This is a genomic window from Nitratireductor kimnyeongensis, from assembly GCF_019891395.1.
Classification (GTDB): Bacteria; Pseudomonadota; Alphaproteobacteria; order Rhizobiales; family Rhizobiaceae; genus Nitratireductor; species Nitratireductor kimnyeongensis.
On record NZ_CP078143.1, the window covers coordinates 498,543 to 514,661 of the forward strand.

16 protein-coding genes and 1 pseudogene are annotated in these 16,119 nt (G+C 57.8%); 6 read left to right on the plus strand and 11 right to left on the minus strand.

The window, feature by feature from the left end:
* Window positions 1-35 precede the first annotated feature (35 nt).
* The 3 genes from KW403_RS02270 to KW403_RS02280 form a co-directional block, all read right to left on the minus strand.
* Window positions 36-389, minus strand: a complete 354-nt coding sequence (locus KW403_RS02270; RefSeq protein ID WP_223021154.1) for a hypothetical protein — start codon at window positions 387-389, stop codon at window positions 36-38.
* Window positions 390-488: 99 nt separating this feature from the next.
* The gene (locus KW403_RS02275) at window positions 489-905 is read right to left on the minus strand and encodes a nuclear transport factor 2 family protein (protein WP_223021155.1); all 417 of its coding nucleotides are present in this window, start codon (window positions 903-905) and stop codon (window positions 489-491) included.
* 52 nt (window positions 906-957) lie between these two features.
* Window positions 958-1,407 carry a YcgN family cysteine cluster protein gene (locus tag KW403_RS02280; RefSeq protein ID WP_343224045.1) on the minus strand — a complete coding sequence of 150 codons (450 nt, stop codon included), beginning with the start codon at window positions 1,405-1,407 and terminating at the stop codon, window positions 958-960.
* Between the two features lie 204 nt (window positions 1,408-1,611).
* Between KW403_RS02280 and KW403_RS02285 the strand changes: the two genes are divergently transcribed.
* A complete protein-coding gene (locus KW403_RS02285; RefSeq protein ID WP_246637864.1) occupies window positions 1,612-3,498 on the plus strand; it encodes an OmpA family protein in 1,887 nt (628 codons plus the stop codon).
* A 696-nt stretch (window positions 3,499-4,194) separates the two neighbouring features.
* Here KW403_RS02285 and KW403_RS02290 read toward each other — a convergent pair.
* Window positions 4,195-4,899: an orotate phosphoribosyltransferase gene (locus KW403_RS02290; RefSeq protein ID WP_223021158.1), complete on the minus strand. Its 705-nt coding sequence runs from the start codon at window positions 4,897-4,899 to the stop codon at window positions 4,195-4,197.
* Between the two features lie 174 nt (window positions 4,900-5,073).
* Here KW403_RS02290 and KW403_RS02295 point away from each other — a divergent pair, with 174 nt between their 5' ends.
* The 4 genes from KW403_RS02295 to KW403_RS02310 all read left to right on the plus strand — a co-directional run bounded on the left by KW403_RS02295 (window position 5,074) and on the right by KW403_RS02310 (window position 7,921).
* Complete coding sequence (locus KW403_RS02295) at window positions 5,074-5,460, plus strand: YciI family protein (RefSeq protein ID WP_223021159.1); 387 nt, start codon at window positions 5,074-5,076, stop codon at window positions 5,458-5,460.
* The gene (locus KW403_RS02300; RefSeq protein WP_223021160.1) at window positions 5,457-6,710 is read left to right on the plus strand and encodes an RNA polymerase sigma factor; all 1,254 of its coding nucleotides are present in this window, start codon (window positions 5,457-5,459) and stop codon (window positions 6,708-6,710) included. The genes KW403_RS02295 and KW403_RS02300 overlap by 4 nt, the downstream gene beginning before the upstream one ends.
* Before the next feature lie 92 nt (window positions 6,711-6,802).
* Window positions 6,803-7,222, plus strand: a complete 420-nt coding sequence (locus KW403_RS02305; protein WP_223021161.1) for a VOC family protein — start codon at window positions 6,803-6,805, stop codon at window positions 7,220-7,222.
* Between the two features lie 264 nt (window positions 7,223-7,486).
* The gene (locus KW403_RS02310; protein WP_223021162.1) at window positions 7,487-7,921 is read left to right on the plus strand and encodes an FKBP-type peptidyl-prolyl cis-trans isomerase; all 435 of its coding nucleotides are present in this window, start codon (window positions 7,487-7,489) and stop codon (window positions 7,919-7,921) included.
* A gap of 60 nt (window positions 7,922-7,981) precedes the next feature.
* Here KW403_RS02310 and KW403_RS02315 read toward each other — a convergent pair whose 3' ends face one another.
* Entirely contained in the window at window positions 7,982-8,407 is a 426-nt protein-coding gene (locus KW403_RS02315) for a VOC family protein (RefSeq protein ID WP_223021163.1), read from the minus strand.
* A gap of 135 nt (window positions 8,408-8,542) precedes the next feature.
* Between KW403_RS02315 and KW403_RS02320 the strand changes: the two genes are divergently transcribed.
* A complete protein-coding gene (locus tag KW403_RS02320) occupies window positions 8,543-9,139 on the plus strand; it encodes a TetR/AcrR family transcriptional regulator (RefSeq protein ID WP_223021164.1) in 597 nt (198 codons plus the stop codon).
* Between the two features lie 7 nt (window positions 9,140-9,146).
* On the opposite strand, the gene KW403_RS02325 is transcribed toward KW403_RS02320, so the two are convergent.
* The 6 genes and pseudogenes from KW403_RS02325 to dnaG form a co-directional block, all read right to left on the minus strand.
* Window positions 9,147-9,857 (minus strand): DUF599 domain-containing protein, encoded by a 711-nt coding sequence (locus tag KW403_RS02325; RefSeq protein WP_223021165.1) that lies wholly within the window; start codon window positions 9,855-9,857, stop codon window positions 9,147-9,149.
* Between the two features lie 114 nt (window positions 9,858-9,971).
* Window positions 9,972-10,265, minus strand: coding sequence for an HlyU family transcriptional regulator (locus tag KW403_RS02330; protein WP_223021166.1), 294 nt, complete (start codon window positions 10,263-10,265; stop codon window positions 9,972-9,974).
* A gap of 82 nt (window positions 10,266-10,347) precedes the next feature.
* A pseudogene (locus tag KW403_RS02335) lies at window positions 10,348-10,703 on the minus strand (secondary thiamine-phosphate synthase enzyme YjbQ).
* A gap of 114 nt (window positions 10,704-10,817) precedes the next feature.
* Complete coding sequence (map, locus tag KW403_RS02340) at window positions 10,818-11,570, minus strand: type I methionyl aminopeptidase (RefSeq protein WP_223021167.1); 753 nt, start codon at window positions 11,568-11,570, stop codon at window positions 10,818-10,820.
* Window positions 11,571-11,706: 136 nt separating this feature from the next.
* Complete coding sequence (gene rpoD / locus KW403_RS02345) at window positions 11,707-13,704, minus strand: RNA polymerase sigma factor RpoD (RefSeq protein ID WP_223021168.1); 1,998 nt, start codon at window positions 13,702-13,704, stop codon at window positions 11,707-11,709.
* Window positions 13,705-14,061: 357 nt separating this feature from the next.
* A complete protein-coding gene (dnaG, locus tag KW403_RS02350) occupies window positions 14,062-15,999 on the minus strand; it encodes a DNA primase (RefSeq protein ID WP_223021169.1) in 1,938 nt (645 codons plus the stop codon).
* Window positions 16,000-16,119 lie beyond the last annotated feature (120 nt).

Genomic DNA, 16,119 nt, shown 5'->3' on the forward strand with positions numbered 1-16,119 from the left:
CGGCGGCTTTCTTGTTCCAGGTTGTCAGTCCACTTTCAACGGATTACCGGACACCGTGGTGCACGAGCAAAAACCACTTGTTGTGGTCCTCTATGGGTGCGTCCCGCAACGCGGATAATGTTACGATTGGCCCTGACCACCCGCGCTCTACGAATGCCCATGCTTTCCGCTTTGCGAACCGCCTGCCCATGGGTGCAGGAAGGATGGTGGTGGCGGGGACGTTCGGCACGATGGCTGCGACCGCTATTACCGTAGAGATAATCGCCTGAGGGCCCACCAATCCCGAAGCCGAAATACAGACTGTCCGCTTGAGCAGTGGCCGGCGCAGCAAGCAGGGTTCCCAACCCAATCAATGCTGAAGCCGTGGCGATCTTCAGTTTCTGAAACATGTGCTCTCCTTGGTGTTCAGGACACTCATGTGCCCCTCATGGAGATCACAATCTCAAACCGTGCCTGAACCATTCGGGAACGGGTTGTTCATTTCGCATTCAGCAGGTGGCCGACAAAGCCGCCCACCACTGTACCGGGTTCCGCTGCTCGCTGATCCGCGTGATTTCGCCGCCATCGATCTCGAAAAACATCCCACCGGGGAGCGTATAGGTTTGCCCAGCCGCCTCCGGAAGGCCTTCTGCAGTTGTTCGGTAGGTGCCGCGAACCGTGAACTCCGCAGCAGCCCGAATGCCACCAGGAGCGTTCATCACCGTGATATCCGCCAGGCGCTCATCAAAATGCCGCCCCCTCAGTCCGAGACGCCATCCCAGTTTCTCGCGCCCGATCTCCCTTTCACCATCAAACGGATCGTGCGCCACATCCTCGCTTACCATTGCCAGAGCTGCATCATGATCGTTGGTGTTCAGGGCTTTCAGAAAAGATTGCACAAGGCTTCGTACCTCTTCCTCGGACATCGACATTACTCCTCATTTGTAAAGCGCCCCGGAAAGAAACATTGGGTAATGTTCAAGGTTCCTCATCCAGAATGAATGCAAAATAATCTTCCGGTTCTGCCAATTGAGCCTCGTTGGCCTTCACGCGGCCACGAATAGAAATGCCAGCCTCATGCACGGTGTTTTGATCACCCGAAACCAGCGGGTGCCACCAGGGCAGATCTTTGCCCTCCGCGACAAGGCGATAGCCGCATGTGCTCGGAAGCCAGGGGATATTGCCCACGTTCTCCGGTGTCAGCCGCACGCAATCGGGAACGCGTTTGAGCCGGTTCTCGTAGTCGCTGCATCGGCAAGTTTCGCCGTCGAAAAGGCGACATCCCACACCTGTCCAGTAGATCTCGCCGGTCTCCTCGTCCTCAAGCTTGGCGAGACAGCATTTACCACAGCCATCGCAGAGAGCCTCCCATTCCTGGTCATTCAGCTCCGCAAGCGCCTTGGTTTTCCAGAATTCTTTGGTTGTCATGTTCGAGCTTTGGACCGCCAGTCGACGCGCGTCAAGCATCGCTCTGTTTCCAACCTAGATATGCTGTCACCACGAAACCGTCATCTTTCCACACGCCGGAGTGTCAATCACACAGACCTGGGAACCGAACGTCCTCCAAGTGGTTAAAGCGGCGATGGGACGCCTGCTTACAGGAGAAATTCTATGAAAACGCGAAAGCGGATCATGACGACTACCGCCCTCGGTCTGTTCATCGCCGCAGCACCTTTGGCGAAGCAGCCGAGCCTTGCAACGGAGCGTTTCTCCGGTGTGCTGCTGGCACAAGCCGAAAAGCCCCAAGGCATGACGGAAGAAGCTTGGCGCGCACTCTTGGAGAGGCGTGGCGAACAAAAGCAAAGGGGCAATGCTCCGGCTGATGAGGAGACCTCACCTGCCTTGGAACCTGAGACCGCGCCGGAACCTGAGGTCGATGCACCTGCAGCGGAAACACAATCCGATAAGCCGGCAGCCCCCCGCACTGAGGAGGATGCAGGATCCAACGACGCAGGAGTGGTCGAGGCACCCCCCTCCGATGTCGAGATACTGAAGGAGAGGCCTACGCGCCCTGTCGAGCCCGAAACGGCGAAAAGCACCCCCGGTGATGGGGAACCGGCTTCCAGCATGAATGAGACCTCGCCGGACACCGTGGAAGGCACCGGCTCTCGGCCGGAGGTAAGCTCAGAACCAACTGCCGACGACACAAATGCGCCCGCAGAAGCCGTACCTTCACCCGGCACGGATGAACCAGCAGAAGATCAACCTGTCGAGGATCTGGTGCCCGCCGAGAGACGGCCTTCCAGACAAGCGAAAAAGGCCGTTCCCGCGCCTCAGGAAGAACCTGGAAGCGACGCGACTGGGTATCAGAGCGAGCCGGAGAACGAGCCCCAGCCTGAAGCGCAAGAGAACGAGCCTCTGCCTGAAAATGCCGCTCCTATACTGGACAGCGAAAAGGAGCCCGAGGCCGAGGGAACGTCACAGAGCCCTACGCCCACCGAAGCGACCGACGCTACGAACAACAAAGCCCAAGCGAAATCACAACAGGCCCTGATGCCTGAAAGCGATGCCGAAGCACAAGCCGACGCCGTCAGCCCCGACACACTTCGCACCGAGATACGCAACATTCTTGAAGAACAGGGTGAACGTATTGAGCTTGGCGAGACGCGTGAGGAGCGCCGCGAACGCCAGCGTGAACTGCGTCAGCGCCGCGATTCTGCAGAGGTCGTGCGTGAGTTCAACGACAATCGAACCATCATTCAGATCAACAACCAGGTTTTCGTCGAAAGCCAGGACAGCAATCGCCTTATCCGCGACGATGACGAAGTCTATTACGAAGAATTGCCGCGCGACCGCGTGCGCGAGGTTGTCACGCGTCCCAATGGCGTTCGCCTGATCACTGTTCGCAACCGCTACGGCGACGTTATCCGTCGTGTGCGTATCACGTCCGAGGGCCGCGAACAGGTCCTCGTATTCGTTCCGGATGAACGGCTTGAGACAGTCGACCGTTGGGAAGACCCGGCTCGCGAGCTGCCTCCGCTCCGCCTGACCATCCCCGTCAGCGATTACATTCTGGAGGCTGAGCGGGTGGAGGATCCCGAGCGGTACTATACGTTCTTGGAAAAGCCTCCAGTGGAGCCGGTACGGCGTATGTATTCGCTGGAAGAGGTGAAGCGCTCGGCCCGCTTGCGCGATATGGTTCGCCGTATCGATCTAGATACAGTCGAATTTGCCTTCGGCTCGTCCGATATCGACGAGAGCGAGATTGACGAGCTTGAAGCGATTGCGACCGCCATTGAGCGCATGCTGGACGACAATCCTGCCGAAACCTTCCTGATCGAGGGGCATACGGATGCTGTCGGTTCGGATCTTGCCAATCTGGCACTCTCGGACCGCCGCGCTGAATCCGTCGCTCGAGCTTTGACGGATGTGTTCGGCATCCCGCCGGAAAATCTGGTCACACAAGGTTATGGCGAGCGTTATCTCAAGATCGAAACACAGGAGCGCGAGCGCGAAAACCGGCGTGTAGCGCTACGGCGAATCACCCCGCTTGTGGCGCCGGTGGCGAGCACCAGATAAGCCGGAATTGCTTTTTGTCCGCCCCATGCTCCGGCAGCGGGCTGGCGAGAGGAGCCCGGCCGGATGTTCCCTCCTCCGGCCGGGCTTCGCTTTGCTTGCGAAATTTGCAAGATCCATTCGAATTGAATGCCCAATTCAAAGGAGTTCCCTCATGAAGCACAATGGTCAGCGTGGCGTCTCGCCGCCGTCCCGACTCCTGCGCTATCATCGGGTACCCCTGATACCGTGCGTTCTCTGTGCAATACGGAATGGGCGCTGGAGAATGGCTGCGACGCAGTGAACGTGCTCGGCACAACCGGCGAAGATCAGCGACTTCGCAGTATTCCCGAGCAATGAAGCCTCGATTTCGAGAGCAGAAGCTGAGAATTATGCCGAATTCATCTCGACAACAGCGAGCGTGACGGCACCGCTCGTCGCGAAACTGTGGTCCGAACCGATAAATGACAACACCCTCGAAGCAGCCTCTCGTGCGCGCACCGCGCTTTCGGCGCTCCCCCATTCCCTCGGTAAAATACCTGACGGCGCGATTGCACAATGACGCGAGCTTTGCTGCGCCGCTGCCGCCGCACCTGCCGCTCACATTTGAGCAAAAAGCTTCTATTGACGAGATACCCCGTGAAACAACGAGACGACAGTTCCGTGCTCCGAAACTGTCGCCGCCACCACTTGCTATCCAGAAGATCGATTGACAGCGCGTCAGCCGGCCTTTTCGCCAATCTCGGAGATGCCGCCATTGGCTGTAGACCATTCGAGTGGATGGTTCAGAAACTTCTCCACCTCATCGAGTGTCTTCTCGTCAAAAAGCTTGTCCGCGCGCGCCACCTGCAGCACATCCCACCAGGTTGTAAGATAGTGAAGCCGCATGCCGGCATCCTCCAAACGCTTCGGAGTATCGGGAAAAATACCGTAGTAAAAGACGGCAAACGTGTCAGTCACCTCGGCGCCGGCCTTGCGAACCGCTTCGGCGAATTTGAGCTTGCTCCCGCCATCCGTGGTCAGATCCTCCACCAGAAGCAGCCGCGCGCCCTCGTTCAAATCGCCTTCGATCTGCGCGTCACGGCCAAAGCCCTTGGGCTTTTTGCGAACATACAGCATCGGCAAGCCAAGCTTGTCGGAAAGCCAGGCAGCGAAAGGAATGCCCGCCGTCTCACCACCTGCCACCGCATCGAATTTTTCAAATCCGGCATCCCGCAACACGACTGAGGCCGCAAAGTCCATGATGGCTGAGCGAATACGCGGATAAGAGATAAGCTTCCGGCAGTCTATATAGACCGGGCTCTTGAGCCCTGAAGTGAACGTATAGGGTTCATCAGCCCGGAAATGAACCGCTTTGATCTCGATCAGCATCTTGGCCACGGTCTGGGCAATCAGGGCGCGGTCGGGGAATGTGTTGGCGAACATGGCTGGCTCTCGTTTGGTGACGCGGCTTTCAGCTATCAGGATTGAACGCCGGGCGGAAGTTTTTCCGACAATATTCCGGTGGATGGCTACGCGCCATGCGTCTCACAATTTTCTCGACCTACGGTGTCGGAATGCTCCAAGGTCTGGCGTCTTCCAGATGAGAAAGGAACCGGAATGCTTTACGCGATTCTCTGCTACCACAATGAAGATGTCGTAATGTCCTGGTCCAGGGAAGAGGACGATGCTGTTCTGGCCAAGCGCCGGAGCGTGCAAAAGGAACTGGTGGACACGGATCGCATGGGCCCCGCCATACGTCTGATGCCCACATCCGCTGCAACGACGATCAGGGCTTCGGGAAGCGAACAGCTTGTACTGGATGGCCCATTCGCCGAGACCAAGGAACAGTTGCTCGGCTTCTATGTCGTTGATTGCGAGAACCTGGAAGAGGTGGTCGATTTCGCCAAACGCATGAAGGAAGGCGAAAGCGTCACCTTCGAAATCCGTCCGGTGCAGATATTCGAGAAAGGGAACCTTCCGGAGCGGGAAGCGTCCACGAAATGACCGAGCTGGCCTGGATCGAGAATACGCTGACAAGCGCGCGCCCCCAGGCGATGGGCGCGCTCGTGCGGTATTTCCGCGACCTCGACCGGGCCGAGGAGGCGTTTCAGGAAGCGTGTCTGCGAGCTTTGAGGAACTGGCCGATGAAGGGCCCTCCGCGCGACCCGACCGCCTGGTTGATTTTCGTCGGTCGCAACGCAGCGCTCGACGGTGTTCGGCGTGACAGCCGCAACACCGCTCTACCACCCGAAGACAAAATATCGGACCTCGATGATGTCGAAACCGATATGGCTGAACGGCTGGACGATGCGCATTACCGGGATGATATTCTCCGACTGATGTTTGTCTGCTGCCATCCCGACCTGCCCGCCACGCAACAGGTGGCGCTTGCTTTGCGCATTGTCTCAGGGCTGAGCGTACGCCAAATCGCCAGCGCGTTTCTGATCGGCGAAAAAGCCATGGAACAGCGCATCACCCGCGCCAAACGCCGGGTTGCCGAGGCCAATCTTCCATTTACCGCACCGAACGCCGTGGAGCGGTCCAAACGGCTCGGCTCAGTCGCGGCAATGATCTACCTCGTTTTCAACGAAGGTTATTCGGCGACCTGCGGTGCGGACGTCGTGCGCGCCTCGCTGTGCGATGAAGCGATCCGGCTTGCCCGCCTGTTGTTGCGGCTCTTCCCCTCCGAACCCGAGATTATGGGGCTCCTCGCCCTCATGCTTCTCCAGCACGCCCGAAGCGCCGCCCGCACGGATGCGGACGGTAATGCCGTTTTACTCGACGACCAGGACCGCACGCTCTGGAACCGCAGCGGGATTGAGGAGGGATTGGCCCTGGTGGACAAGGCTCTGCGCCACGGGCAGCCCGGCCCCTATCAGGTGCAGGCGGCGATCGCGGCACTACACGCCCGTGCCAAAACGCCGGAGGAAACGGACTGGGAAGAAATCGACCTCCTCTATCAGATGCTGGAAAGCCAGACTCCGTCACCCGTCGTCACGCTCAACCGATCAGTCGCGATCTCCAAAACTCAGGGCCCCGAAGCCGCATTGCAACTGATCGCGCCTCTTGCAGAGCGCCTCTCCGGCTATTTTTACTACCATGGTGTGCGCGGTGCGTATCTGAGTAAAACCGGCCGTGCAGAAGAAGCCCGCGAAGCGTTTGACCGCGCTATAGCGCTGGCTCGTACACCAGCCGAAGCTGCTCACATACGCCAGCATCTCGACCAACTGGCCGTGATGACTCAGGTGAATTGAACAAAAAATCGGTCCGTCTGTCGGAGTTACCGGCCGTTATTCGTCCTCATGACAAGCCCCGACATCGCGGGCTTGTCATGAGGAGAAAATCCATGTCCGAAACCCACAATGTTGCAGATGAAGAGGAGATGCCCAAAGTTCTGGGTGGCGTGGTCCCTTATCTGATCGTCGATGGCGCATCAAAAGCCGCCGAGTTTTACAAGCAGGCTTTGGCGGCCAAAGAGGTTTTCCGGCAACCGGAAGACGAGAATGGCCGCACCATGCACATCCATCTCTACGTCCATGGCGGTTCGCTCATGCTGTGCGACCCCTATCCCGAGTATGGGCAGCCCCTGCGCGGGCATGCCGGATACACGCTGACGTTAAACGTTAACGATGTCGACAGTTGGTGGGCACGCGCGATGGGTGCCGGCATGGAGGTGACACAACCGCTGGAACGCATGTTTTGGGGTGATCGTTACGGGCAGCTTCTCGATCCCTTCGGTGTGATCTGGGCGATCGTCGGCAAATAGAATCGCTCGAACTCTGCAAGAAGCGCGCTCTTTCACCGCGTTGCCCCCCCCGGTGCCCCCAAGCCGTCGGGCCGTTCCGCGCTGTGGAAGGCGACCGGGGACAAACCATCCCCGGTCGTTTGCGTCCATCGCTTTACAGGGGTGCCCCGCTCGCATTAGGCTGTGTCGACAAGGGACGAAAGGCATTGCCAAATCCCTGTTCGCCGACGCAGAGCGCTATGCCGCGTCAACATCTTCTCACACAAAAGCGATTGAGAGACAGACATGAGCCAGGTCAAAAGCGGCGATGTCGTGCGCATTCATTACACAGGCAAGCTGGCCGACGGCACGCAGTTTGATTCCTCGGCCGGACGCGAACCGCTCGAGTTCAAGGTCGGCAGCGGCCAAATCATTCCCGGCCTCGACCGGCAAATCCAAGGTATGAAGCAGGGTGAAAGCGGCACACTGAACATACCTGCAGCGGAAGCTTATGGTGCACGCGATGAAAATCAGGTTCAGGCGGTGCCACGTTCGGCGCTCCCCACTGAAATGGACGTGCAGGTCGGCTCCAACCTGCAGGCCACCACGCAGGAAGGAAATCAGATTTCCCTGACTGTGGTCGGCGTAGGTGATGATGAAATCACCGTCGACGCCAATCATCCCCTGGCCGGACACGATTTGATCTTTGACATTGAAGTCATCGAGATCGTTGGCGCCTGATCACGATAGTGCGGAAGCCGCCGGTGCATTTGCACCGCGGCTCCCCGTTAACATGCGGCATTACTGCGGAACGGCATCAGGCGAATATTGAACTGCAAATTCGGCAGATGGCGGGATCGGCTTTATGATGTCAATCAGAACACCATTCGGATCGGCGGTGATGAAGTGACGTTGTCCAAACGCTTCGTCACGCAGTTCCAGTAGAATTGGAAGACCCGCTTTTTGTAGCCGCTCATACTCAGCATCGACATCTTCGACTTCAATATTCAATATCAAACCCGACACCTTCCCCCGGCCGCTCTCCGGTACTGTCGCGTGACTTCCATTCAGTATTGCGAGATTGATGCCAGGGTCATCGCTTGACTGAAGATGGATATACCAGTCCGCCTCGAAAGCCGGATGAAACTCAAAGTGAGCGCAGTAAAATGCTGCGGTTTCGGCAACTTTTTCCGTCATGACGACCGGGTAGTAGCTGGTGATCTTCATCGGTGTGGTTCCTCTTGGCGCGTTGGACGCAACTGCAGGCTTTGATCCCGCGACACGTATAACACTTGCAATCAGCGACCGTCGCTATAAACATACAGACTGCATGTATCGATAAATAACATACAGGCTGCATGTATGCAACATGAATCGGGACACCGCTCTAACCGGGAGCGCAGCGAGGAAACCCGCGATAGGCTCATTGAGGCCGCGCGGCGTCTTTTCGTGGAGAAATCCTATGCGGAAACAGGGACACCAGAGATCGCGCGGGAAGCCGGGGTAACACGGGGCGCACTCTATCATCATTTCGCCGACAAACAGGCTCTGTTTGCTGCCGTGGTTGAGCGTGAGGCAAGCATAGTCGCGAAGGAAATCGAGCAGAACACCGCGGCCTCCTTATCCGCGACGATGGCTTTGATCGATGGGGGAAAAGCTTATTTGAAAGCGATGACCGCCCCTGGCCGCACACGTCTCTTGCTGCTCGATGGGCCCGCTGTTCTAGGAAGAAACGGAATGGACCAAGTCGACAATCGCCACGGCAACAGGACCTTGAAGGAAGGGTTGCAGGCTGCGATTGAAGCCCGGCAGATTCGCGATCTGCCGCTGGATGCTTTGACCGGCCTGCTTGGAGCGGCATTTGACCGGGCAGCGCTGGCGATTGATGCCGGTGCGGATGCGGAAAGCTATCGTAAAGCCCTCGCCGGATTGATAGAGGGGCTACCTCCCGCTCCGTAGGCGCAGACTACGGCTTGCTCCTGCTCCTCTTACCACCCGCAGTCTGTGCAGGATTGGCCACGTCAACCTTGAGACCGGCAACAAGTTCACGAGCGGCAGAGAAGAACTCCCGGTAAAGTATCGATGCAAACAGCAGAACACTGACACCGATAGCCGCCCAAGCTGAAACAAACCAGGCGATCATACCCAATGAAAAATAGTAGGCTCGAATGCCCTGATTGAAATTGCGCGCTGCAATCGTGTTGAGCGCGGCCATAACATAGATTTCCTCTGGGTCGCATTCGTCCGCCTCGTCTGCCGCCCCGAGCATGATGCAGAAATGGTTGAACTGCCGCAGCGACAGCGTGAAGGATAAAAACGCCATCACGAACATCACCAGAAAAAGCACAAGATGTCGCTCGACGGACGCTTTAGAAATGTCCAGCGCGGGTTGCATGACCGACACGGCCTCCACCACCGCACTGATCTGACCAAACACTGCGATCAACGCCAGTATGATGAGAACTGTGGTTGATGCGAAAAACGAGACAGCCCCCATCAAATTTCCTGAGAGAATAGCATCCATCGGCGTCTCACGGCGCACGGCGTTGCGCACCCATCGGTGGCGCTGCGCACCCATAATGATCGACAGAGAGGGCCGTCGCTTTTCCAACCAACGGGCAAAGACGGTGTAGAACACCCAGCAAAAAATTGGAAAGAGCGAAGCTGCGAGCGTCAATGCAAATGCCTTTCAGCCACTAAATTACAGACTGCAAGTCTGACCGAAGCCATCCTTTTGGTCCAGTCAACCATCTCTGTTGAAAGACTTATAAAAAACATGTCGACGACTGAATCAGATGAAAATCTGATCACCTTGCTCGTCGATCACCTGGCGACCTTTGCGGACCGCCTGCTCGGCCGCGAGATCAGCACTAGGAAAACGGTCGGCGCGAACGAGCCTATGCTCCTTGCGAACGCCATCCACTTCTTTTGAAATCAGAGCGCAAGTCTGGAATTGCCCGCCTTCGGAGAACGGAGTTGGTTGGATGATGAAACCTTTGTGCTCGACAGCATCACCTACCGGCTCCCCCTCCCCTGCAGCGGACCTTCCCGCTCCACCACCGAACAGGCGCTTCAGGAATGACATATATTTACTCCCCTCGTTTCAACGATCTCATGCCGTTTTACCTCTGTACGCACCTGGGCGAAACACAAAGGACGCGGTTGCTTCATGAAAGATGCAATACTACCTCACGCCGATGCGGTCGAACGCGGTGCTCAAATAGATAGATCCCCGCCAAGTGCCTAAAGCCAGCCCGCCATTCATCACCGGAATGCCAATTGAGGTCTGGGTCAATGCCGCCTTGATATGGGCTGGCATGTCATCGGGGCCTTCAAGGCGATGGACAATCCAGGCCATGGAGGGATCGTCCGAAGAAGGAGCCAATCGGCTGAAGAATGTCTCCAAATCCCCTCTCACATCCGCATCGGCGTTTTCCTGAATGTTCAAGGAGCAGGATGTATGACGCACGAAAACCGTAAGGAGCCCCGCCTCAAGGCACGCTTGCTCAACGAAGCTCTCAATCCGATCGGTGAACTCTTACAATCCGCACCCGGCAGTGGGGACCGTCAGAATCGTCTGTCTCATGCTATTGGTGGAGCTCCCCAATGAACGCGCGTCAAGCAATCAGGCCTTGGTTCATCCGGGCAACGTGACCACGATTGGCCCTCGGTCCGTCGCGACGACCGTGTGCTCGTATTGCACCACCGGCGCGCTGGGTTCGGCGTGCAGGGTCCAGACATCATCGTCCCCATGCATGGCCCAAAGCCCTCCACAAGACAGGAATGGTTCAACCGTCAGAACCAGCCCTCTGTTGATCCGGCGTCTGTCATTGCGTGTCGGCCAGGTGGCGATTTCCTCGGGGTATTCGTGCAGGGACCGGCCCACACCATGGCTGGCCAGATTCCGGATCAGGGTGTAACCCCGGCGCTCCGCAAAGCGACCGATTGCCTTTCCGATATCGGCCAAGGGTTTGTTGCTGCGCACCTGCGCGATGCCGATCTCCGTAGCGCGCTTTCCGTCTCGGCACAGAGTTTCGAGACGGGCATCGACCGCCCCGAGCCGAAATGTAGCGCCTGTATCGGCGAAATAGCTATTCTTGGATGCGGAAACGTCGATGTTGACCAAATCGCCCTCAACGAGAACCCTGCTGCCCGGGATACCGTGAGCAATCTCCTCGTTCACGCTGATGCAGGTCGCGCCAGGGAAATCATAGGTTGTCTGAGGAGCAGAAAGAGCACCTTCACGCTCCAGCAGCGCGCCGCCGAGCTGATCCAGTTCCTTGGTGGTCATCCCCGGTTCCATGGCTTTCGCCATTGCATGCATGGTGTTCGCGACAATGCGACCAATCTCTCTCAAGCCGTCCAGCTCATCCTGATGCGTAATCGTCATCGCTCTGCCTTGTCCTGCCCGGTGCTGATAAAACGTCTTTGAACAAAAAAGCCGGGCACTTAGACCCGGCTTCCAGATATTTGTCGTCGCTCACTGTACATAAGAAAACAGGTGGGAGCGAGCCACTATAGGGCTGTTAGCTGTCGAGGAACGAACGCAATTTGCGCGAACGGCTCGGATGCTTGAGTTTACGCAGCGCCTTGGCCTCGATCTGGCGAATACGCTCACGCGTCACCGAGAACTGCTGGCCAACTTCTTCCAGGGTGTGGTCGGTATTCATGCCAATGCCGAAACGCATGCGCAGTACACGTTCCTCGCGCGGCGTCAGCGAGGCAAGCACACGCGTCGTCGTCTCGCGCAGATTTGCCTGAATGGCCGCATCGATGGGCAAAACCGCGCCCTTGTCCTCGATGAAGTCGCCAAGATGCGAATCTTCCTCGTCACCCACCGGGGTTTCAAGCGAGATCGGCTCCTTGGCGATCTTTAGCACCTTGCGCACCTTTTCGAGCGGCATGGCGAGCTTCTCGGCCAGCTCTTCCGGCGTCGGTTCGCGGCCGATCTCATGCAGCATCTGGCGCGAGGTGCGGACGATCTTGTTAATCGTCTCGATCATGTGAACCGGAATGCGGATAGTGCGGGCCTGATCGGCAATCGAACGGGTGATCGCCTGCCGGATCCACCACGTCGCATAGGTGGAGAACTTGTAGCCGCGCCGATACTCGAACTTGTCCACCGCCTTCATCAGGCCGATATTGCCCTCCTGGATCAGATCCAGGAACTGAAGGCCGCGATTCGTGTACTTCTTGGCGATGGAGATCACGAGACGCAGATTCGCCTCGACCATCTCCTTCTTGGCGATGGCAGCTTCGCGCTCGCCCTTCTGGACCTGGTTGACGATCTTGCGGAACTCACCGATGGAGATCGCGGTTTCCTGTGCAAGATTCTGGATCTCCGCACGCAGATCCTCGATTGCCTTCGCCTCGTTCTTCGAAAACTCTTTCCAACCCTTGGCGGAAAGCGTCGCGACCCGCTCGGTCCAGTTCGTGTCGAGCTCGGATCCCTGATATTCCTTCAGAAAGGACTCCCGCTTCACACCATAGCTTTCCGCCAAGCGCAGCAGGCGGCCTTCGTTCTGCACAAGGCGCTTGTTGATGTCGTAAAGCTGCTCGACGAGAGTCTCGATGCGCGCATTGTTGAGAGAAAGAGACTTCACCGAAGTGATCAACTCGCCCTTCAACTGCTTGTAGCGGCGCTCCTGGCTCGACGACAGTGTGTCGGCATCGGCCAGGCTCGATTCAACCTTCTGGTCCTGCAGCTTGCGCAGTTTCTTGTAGGTGTCGGCAATGAAATCAAGCGTCTCCATGACGCCCGGCTTGAGTTCGGCTTCCATCGCGGCAAGCGATAGATTGGCCTCATCCTCTTCGTCGTCCTCTTCCTCAGGCTGTCCTTCACCACCCACGTCGGTAACATCGTCACCGCGCGTACGTTTTGGCTTTTCATCAGCGGTCGGCTTGTTTTCCTCATCGGGACGCTGCACGACCGGCGCCTGCTTGGCTTCCGGACCCGCATAGGTAGCCTCGAGATCGATGATCTCGCGCAACAGGATCTTGCCCTCGTTGAGCTCGTCACGCCAGATGATCAATGCCTGGAATGTCAGCGGGCTCTCGCACAACCCGGCGATCATCGTCTCGCGGCCCGCCTCAATACGTTTCGCGATGGCGATTTCGCCCTCGCGCGACAGAAGCTCCACCGAGCCCATTTCGCGCAAATACATGCGTACGGGATCGTCGGTACGATCCGTCGGCTCTTTCTTCGTGGTGGTCGTAACGGCGGTCCCTGACTGCGTGGTCAGCTCACCGCCTTCCTCGCTGTCATTGGAATCATTGTCTTCCGAAACCTCATCTTCTTCCACCACATTGATGCCCATATCCGAGAGCATCGCCATCGTGTCTTCAATCTGTTCGGAACTGACTTCGCCAGAAGGAAGGACGGCGTTGAGTTCGTCCATTGTCACATAGCCGCGCTTTTTCGCGGCCTTGATCATCTTCTTGACTGCGTCATCGGAAAGGTCGAGCAATGGGCCGTCGGAGCCCTCGCGTTCGGTTTCGACCTCTTCCTTTTCTTTCGTCGCCATGCTTTGCTTTCTCCAACCGATGGGGGGCCATGCCACCCCGTCGCCGCCGCTGCAACGGCTGTCCGTCGCGGCATCTCGCAACCTGATTCGTGGTCTAGCGTCAGCTGCGTTAATGCCGGATTAACCCTGATACTTAGGTGGACTCCCTGTCACGTCCAATTTCGGTATCTTGTTCTTGCGTGCTGACCTTTCAAATACGCAGCACAGCTCCCTTCTCGAATCGATCCTGATTCCTGCATTCCAGCGCTACGTCAAGGCGATGCGCCGTGATTCGTACCAAAAAAGCGAATCAAGCAGTGATTCGGACACATTTTCGAACTTTACAGGCCCCAACCCCGCATCGATCCATTCTCGTCATCAAGACCGATTCGCACGCCCCGATAGAATGCCGAAGCCTTCGATGAGCGCTTCGGTTGCCTGCAAGTTGCTCAACTCGGCCTGGATCTCAACCAGGTGTCGCGCGTCCTCTTCATTCCAATCATTGGCAAGCGCCAGTTCGGCCGCTTTAAGCTCCTTATGTAGAGAGCCTGCGCGCCGGTGCAAGTGGAGCGTCTGCGCAAAGGCTTCCCGAGCGTCATCAAGAGCAGCATTTTCAAGCGCTGGCCACATATATGCGGATTTCACGCGGGCCTCCGCCTGCTTCCAGACGGAAAGGAGCCCGTCTGCCTCGATTTTTTCCAGAAGAAGCGCGCGGTCGTGCGTCGGATTGTGCGCCACCGCATCAAGGATCGCCATGCGCAGCCGGCCGAGATCGGCGCTCGCCAGCAACATCTGGTCGAGCGCGTCAAAATACTCATCGATCAAAGCCGGATGGTTCACCAGCGAAACCAGAAGTGTGGCCTCTCTGAGTGGCATGGTCGGCGTCGAGCTGCGCACCAATGCGGAACGGGCAAGGCTCTCGGAGACCGCCAGCCGTCCCGAAGCCCCGCCGGGGCGCCCGCCAAAGCCGCGGTTTCGTCCACCACTGCCACCATCGCGGAAAGCGCGCTGTCCACCACGCTGAGACTGATTGCCGCCAAAGAAGGCCCGCGCACGTTCGCGCATATCCTGACTGTAGTGGCGTTTCAGATTTTCGTCGCCGATCCGCGCCGTCAACGCCTGCAGATTGCGCTCCAGTTCAGCACGGCGCTCAGGCGTATCGAACACCTTGCCCGAAGTTTCGCGCATCCAAAGCATGTCAGCGAGGGGCCGTGCTCCTGAGAGCACAGCCGCAAAAGCGTCCGGCCCCTCCTCCCGGACAAGGTCATCAGGATCCTTGCCCTGCGGCAGCAGCGCAAAACGCAAGCTTCGTCCCGGTTGCACAAGCGGCAGCGCAAGATCGGCCGCACGCCATGCAGCCCGTAATCCTGCTTCGTCGCCATCGAAACACAAAACCGGCTCCCCCGACATGCGCCACAGCAGATCCAGCTGGTTGTCTGTCAGGGCCGTCCCCAACGGCGCCACGGCGTTTTCGAAACCCGCCTGGGCTAGCCCGATCACGTCCATATACCCTTCCACCGCGATCACAGGAGCCCCCTTGGCGGCGGAACGGCGCGCCCGGGCGAGATTGTAAAGAACCGTTCCCTTGTGAAAGAGCTCGGTATCCGGTGAATTTAGATATTTGGCGGGTACATCCTTGGACATCGCACGGCCACCAAAGGCGATCACCCGTCCCCGCGCATCCTCGATGGGAAACATGATGCGGTCACGAAAGCGATCATAGGAAACCGGAATGTCAGGACCGAACACAACAAGGCCACAAGCCTCGATCTGGTCCTTCGTAACCCCTTTACCAGCCAAATATTCCTTGAGCGCATTTCGGCTCGAAGGAGCAAAGCCAATGCGAAAAGCCTGTTGAGTGGCGCTTGAAAGTCCGCGCCCGCGCAAATAGGCCCGCGCCTCTGCCCCCTGCTGTTCTTGCAGGATGCTCTGAAAGAACCCCGCCGCCATCTCCATGACGTCAGATAGGGAAGCGCGCTGCTGCTCGCGCCGCTCGGCCTGCGGATCGCGCTGCGGCATGGGCAATCCCGCCATGTCGGCCACCCGCTCCACGGCTTCCGGAAAACTGATGCCATCGAGCTCGGACAAAAACCGGAAGTGGTCTCCTGAAACCCCGCAACCGAAACAGTGGTAACGGCCCTTTCTGTCTTCGCAATGAAAACTCGGCGTATTTTCTCCGTGAAAAGGGCAGCACGCCCAGTAATCTCCACGCGACGCATTTGTCTTCTTGGGATCGAATGTGACACGCGTGCCCACCACCTGCGATATCGGCACGCGGTCACGGAGTTCATCGAGAAAGGAGTTCGGAAAGCGCATTTTTATCCTGCCTACCCGATCATATAAGCATGATCGTCCGCAACCGCGACTCTTGAAGAGGCTTCTTCACGGTATTCACAGCCGGAAAATACAAGAGAGGGTGCCGCCCCGTCATACAAC